At 67.1% G+C, this 4119-nt stretch carries 3 protein-coding genes; 1 reads left to right on the top strand and 2 read right to left on the bottom strand.

Annotated features, from left to right (window positions below; all coding sequences use genetic code 11):
* A partial coding sequence (gene hrpB / locus DYI24_RS22545; protein ID WP_164573917.1) for an ATP-dependent helicase HrpB occupies window positions 1-1981 on the bottom strand: 1981 nt, incomplete at its 3' end.
* Window positions 1982-2154: 173 nt separating this feature from the next.
* On the opposite strand from hrpB, the gene DYI24_RS22540 reads away from it, so the two are divergent.
* Entirely contained in the window at window positions 2155-3207 is a 1053-nt protein-coding gene (locus DYI24_RS22540; protein ID WP_164573916.1) for an acyltransferase family protein, read from the top strand.
* A gap of 146 nt (window positions 3208-3353) precedes the next feature.
* Here the strand turns inward: DYI24_RS22540 and DYI24_RS22535 are convergent.
* The coding region (locus DYI24_RS22535) for an acetyl-CoA hydrolase/transferase C-terminal domain-containing protein (protein WP_283810888.1) at window positions 3354-4119 on the bottom strand (766 nt) is incomplete at its 5' end.

The following is a 4119-nucleotide window of genomic DNA, read 5'->3' as shown; positions in this document are numbered from 1 at the left end:
CCTGGGCCTTGCGACGGAACATCACCCGGCCGCGCCATTGCTGAAGCTGCTTCGACCACGGCAGCCGGTCGATCCCGGCCGCGACAAGGCCGTCGGCGAGCACCCGCGCGGTCTGTTCGGATGGCGTCAGCGCCAGCGGCGCTTCGGACAGCGTGATCGCATGCAGCCCGCGGCGCCGCCGTGCCCGCAGCGCCATCGCGGAGCGGTCGAAGCTCACCTCGTCGGCGTCGGTGATCTGATTGCCGAACTGCAGCTCGATCTCCGTCAGCGTGATTGGCGCGGCCAGCAGGATGCGGCCCTGCGCGGCGCTGCCGGTGAGTTCACCGACTGCCAGATAAGGTGCACGTGCCAGCGCAGAGGTCTGCTCGATCGCGGCGCCGCGCCCATTGGCCAGCGTGAAGCTGCCATTGCCGCGATTCTTGGCGACGCGATCCGGGAACGCAAAGGCGAGCAGGACGCCGGAGGAGAGCTCGCCTGCGTCTTGCGGGGAGGGAGATGACGACGCGGCCTGCGCCGCCCAGCGCTGCGCCATCTGCCGGGCGCTGCTGGCGCGCTGCGAGCGGTCGCGGCGGAATTGGTCGCGGCGATGGTCGAGATCGGCGCCGTCGCCGCCCAGCCCGCGCTCGGTCAGAATCGCGGCGATTTCGGCGGCATCCTCGGCGCAGCCGTGGCGGGCGGCATCGACGATCATCCGCGCCAGCCGTGGCGGCAGCGCCATCGCCCGCAGGCTGCGGCCCTCGTCGGTGATGCGGCCGTCCGGGTCGAGCGCGCCGAGCTCGCCGAGCAGCTCGCGGGCTTCCTTCAGCGCCGGTTGCGGCGGCGGATCGAGGAAGGCCAGCGACGACGGATCGGCGACGCCCCATTGGGCGAGGTCGAGCAGCAGCGACGACAGATCGGCGGACAGGATTTCCGGCTGCGTATAGGCCGGCAGCGACGCGGTCTGCGGCTCGTCCCATAGCCGGTAGCAGACGCCGGGCTCGATCCGGCCGGCACGGCCGCGGCGCTGATCGACCGCGGCGCGCGAGGCGCGCACCGTCTCCAGCCGGGGCAGGCCCAGGTCAGGCTCGTAACGGGGGACCCGTGACAAGCCGCAATCGACGACGATCCTCACGCCCTCGATGGTCAGCGAGGTCTCGGCGATCGAGGTCGCCAGCACCACTTTGCGTTGGCCTTTCGGTGCCGGCTGGATGGCGCGGTCCTGCACGGCGGCGTCGAGCGCGCCGAACAGCGGGACGATCTCGACCGCCGGATCCTGCACCCGCTCGCGCAGAATCGTCTCGGTGCGCCGGATTTCGGCGGCGCCGGGCAGAAACGCCAGCACCGAGCCCGTTTCCGCCCGCAGCGCCTGCGCGATCGCCTCGGCCATCTGCCGCTCCAACGGCGCGTCGCTGCGCCGGCCGAGATAGCGGGTCTCGACCGGAAACGCCCGGCCGAGGCTTTCGACCACCGGCGCATCCCCGAGCAGCCGGGCGACGCGGGCGCCGTCGATCGTCGCCGACATCACCAGGATGCGCAGATCCTCGCGCAGCCCTTGCTGGGCGTCGCGAGCCAGGGCGAGGCCGAGATCGGCGTCGAGCGAGCGTTCGTGAAACTCGTCGAACAGCACCGCGGCGACGCCGTTGAGTTCCGGGTCGTCGAGGATCTGGCGGGTGAAAATGCCCTCGGTGACGACTTCGATCCGGGTGGCGCGTGACACCTTGGAGCCGAACCGGACGCGATAACCGACCGTCTCGCCAGCCTTCTCGCCGAGCGTCTTCGCCATCCGCTCGGCGCTGGCGCGGGCGGCGATCCGCCGTGGCTCCAGCACGATGATCTTCTGGTTCTTCAGCCACGGCGCATCGAGCAACGCGAGCGGCACGCGGGTGGTCTTGCCGGCGCCGGGGGGCGCAACCAACACCGCGGTATTGCTCGCCTCAAGCGCGGCGGTGAGCTCGTCGAGCGCGTCGTCGATCGGCAGCGGGGTGTCGAAGGTGCGGGTCAAAAGTCAGCTCGAAGGATGCAAGGGGCGGATGGTTAACAGAAACAACCTGCAGCGGCAAAACAGCCCGCCCAGGTTTCCAATTCAGGAAATGCCGCACATTCGATAGTGGGGGCAACACTAACTCAACCGATCGCGCCGATGATGCATCCGAGCCGCATCAGACGGGAACAACCATGACTGCGAACGGCACACTGGCTCCGCGCATGCACGGCGGCCGGGTCGACTGGGTCGACTATGCCAAGGGCATATGCATCATCATGGTGGTGATGATGCACTCGGTGCTCGGCGTCGAGGCCGCGGCAGGCCAGGCCAGCTTCATGCACTATGTGGTCGAGTTCGCCCGCCCGTTCCGGATGCCGGACTTCTTCCTGATCTCCGGCCTATTCCTGGCGGTGGTGATCGATCGCGGCTGGCGGACCTATCTCGATCGCAAGGTCGTGCACTTCGCTTACTTCTATGTGCTGTGGGTGACGATCCAGTTCGCCTTCAAGGCGCCGAGCTTCGCCGCCGAGATGGGGTGGATCGGCGTCGCCAAGCTATATGCGCTGTCCTTCATCGATCCGTTCGGCACGCTATGGTTCATCTATCTGCTGCCGATCTTCTTCATCGTCACCAAGCTGACGCGGCGGCTGCCGCCGCTGCTGATCTGGGCTGTCGCCGCGCTCCTGGAATCGCTGCACGTCGCCACCGGCTGGATGGTGCCGGACGAGTTCTGCGCGCGGTTCTTCTATTTCTACACCGGCTATCTGTTCGCCCGGCACGTCTTCGCGTTCTCCGATGCGGCCCGTGCCCGCCCGGCTCTGGCGCTGCTCGGCCTCGCGGGGTGGGCGGTGATCAACGCGGTGCTGGTGCATGTCGAGGCTGCCGACCTGCCGGTGATTTCGCTGCTGCTCGGGCTCGCGGGCGCCTGTGCCATCATCACGGTCGGCACGTTGCTGGCGGAGAAGCGCTGGCTCGACGGTCTGCGGTTCTGCGGCGAGCATTCGATCGTGATCTATCTCGCGTTCTTCCTGCCGATGGCGATCAGCCGGTCGCTGCTGTTGAAGTACGCGCCGTTTCTCGATCTCGGCGTGATCGCGATCATCGTCAACATTGCCGGGGTGGTCGGCGCGCTTATCATCTGGAAACTGGCGATGAAGAGCGGCGCCACGTTCCTGTTCGAACGTCCCGATGCCTTCTGGATCGCCCCGCGCAAAAAGGCACCGCGGCTGCAGGCCGCGGAGTAATCAAGACTTACGTCTTCATCGCTCGGCAACTCGGATCCGCGCTTTGCGCCGTCCGCGCGCAGCTCTGTCGCGAAGCAGTCCAGCCTCGTATGGGGGCTGGATGCTTCGCGTCGCTCGCAATGACGGAGAGGAGCGTGGCGGGGCCTTTACCGCCAGGCGTCGGCCTGCACCACGGCGTCGTCGCGCCAGGCTTCTCGTGCTGCCTTGTTGGCCATCCAGTTCGGCAGGAAGGTCAGCGCTTCGTCGAGAATGTGCGGAGTGTGCAGGCCCGGCGAGTATTCCAGCGCGCGCTTGAAGTACTCCTTCAGCGCCGGCCGGAAGGTCGGGTGTGCGCAGTTCTCGATGATCACCTTGGCGCGCTGCTTCGGCGACAGGCCGCGCAGATCGGCGAGGCCCTGCTCGGTGACGATCACCTGAACGTCGTGCTCGGTGTGATCGACATGCGAGGTCATCGGCACGATGCAGGAGATCTTGCCACCCTTCGCGGCCGACGGCGTCATGAAGAACGACAGGAAGCTGTTGCGGGCGAAGTCGCCGGAGCCGCCAATGCCGTTCATGATGCTCGTGCCCATCACGTGGGTCGAGTTGACGTTGCCGTAGATGTCGGCCTCGATCATGCCGTTCATCGCGATCACGCCGAGCCGGCGGATCACTTCGGGATGGTTGGAGATCTCCTGCTGACGCAGCACGATGCGCTCGCGATAGAAATCGAGATTGCGCAGGAATTCGTCATAGCCTTCCGGCGACAGCGACAACGCGGTCGCCGAGGCATGAGTCAGCTTGCCCTTGCGCAACAGGTGCAGCATGCCGTCCTGCAGCACCTCGGTGTAGGCGGTGAGATTTTCGAACGGGCCATCTTCGAGGCCGGCCATCACCGCATTGGCGACGTTGCCGACGCCCGATTGAGGCGGC

Origin of the sequence: Rhodopseudomonas sp. BR0C11, assembly GCF_010820945.1 — a bacterium.
GTDB lineage: Bacteria > Pseudomonadota > Alphaproteobacteria > Rhizobiales > Xanthobacteraceae > Rhodopseudomonas > Rhodopseudomonas palustris_H.
The sequence above is the reverse complement of the archived record's forward strand: the minus strand, read 5'-3'. Positions and strand labels throughout refer to the sequence as shown.

What these genes read in the sequence shown, in the direction of transcription:
- DYI24_RS22540 (WP_164573916.1), top strand. Translation starts at nt 2,155, where the DNA reads ATGACTGCGAACGGCACACTGGCTCCGCGCATGCACGGCGGCCGGGTC.